This is a genomic window from Vibrio sp. ZOR0018 (genome assembly GCF_963865925.1).
Taxonomy (GTDB): domain Bacteria; phylum Pseudomonadota; class Gammaproteobacteria; order Enterobacterales; family Vibrionaceae; genus Vibrio; species Vibrio anguillarum.
This window is the reverse complement of sequence record NZ_CAWMCN010000067.1, coordinates 4,228-5,130: the sequence shown is the minus strand read 5'-3', so window position 1 is coordinate 5,130 and position 903 is coordinate 4,228. Positions and strand designations below refer to the sequence as shown.

The window sequence follows — 903 nt, the reverse complement described above, 5'->3', positions numbered from 1 at the left end:
TCAATCTCCGGCTAAAGTGCAGCAGCTAACAAACGGCTCAAGAGGGATTGCCAACGCGTGGCGACTTTAGTGCAAAATTGCAGTTCAGTGTTTGCAGTGTATTTTTTAAGTTCGGCGGTGCGTTGCCAACCCCTTAGCCGGGCGTTAGCATTCTGAGAACTTAAATAGTCATATTCAAATGGTAGAAATCAATCATCGCGTATAATAGTTGTGTGACAATTCACCATTTTGTAGTTTAATTATCCCTTGTGAAATTATTTAAAGTTAGTTGTGTTAATGAAAAGAGCAAATGTAAAATTAATGTTGAAAGCTTCCGGTGTTGTACTGTCTATATTGTCATTTTATAGTTTTGCTTCATTGAACTGTTCAGGTTTTTCTGGGTGTGAAAGAAAGTATTGTGAGATTGAGCAGCAAATAGAAAGTGCTCAGTTAGCTAATAATCAAAAAAAGATAGAAGGACTAAAAGTTGCCCTAGCGGAAGCCAAGTCCAATTGTAGTGACATAAAACTTAAGCAAGATTTAGCTGACGAAATTAAAGAAACTAAAGATAAAATTGCCGAATATAACTTAGATTTACAAGAAGCAAAGGGAAGTGGCAAGGATAACAAAGTCAGGAAATACCAAAATAAAATTCAAGAAGAAGAGCGTAAATTGGAGTCGCTTCTACAAGAGTTATCCGAATTAGGCTAGATAATGCTAACAAACGCTTCAAGAGGGACAGCCAACGCATGGCATTTTTATTATGCGTTGGTTTTTGTGATTACGGTGTTATGCGGGAAGTTAGTAGTAGCGTTGTCTGCCCCTTAAGCGGGCGTTAGGCAAAGTGAGTTTTTATCAGCTAAATCGAGTTTGAATTGAACAGTAAATTCCATGTTTTCATGACTGAACTTAAGTAATGAATAA

1 protein-coding gene is annotated in these 903 nt (G+C 37.1%); it reads left to right on the top strand.

Features of this window, described 5'->3' with window-relative positions; genetic code table 11:
• The first annotated feature begins 276 nt into the window (after positions 1 to 276).
• Positions 277 to 690: a DUF1090 domain-containing protein gene (locus tag AACR75_RS02810; RefSeq protein ID WP_231564231.1), complete on the top strand. Its 414-nt coding sequence runs from the start codon at positions 277 to 279 to the stop codon at positions 688 to 690.
• Positions 691 to 903: the final 213 nt, after the last annotated feature.

Excerpts from the sequence above, each read along its gene's own strand:
- AACR75_RS02810 (WP_231564231.1), top strand. The coding sequence starts at position 277 with ATGAAAAGAGCAAATGTAAAATTAATGTTGAAAGCTTCCGGTGTTGTA.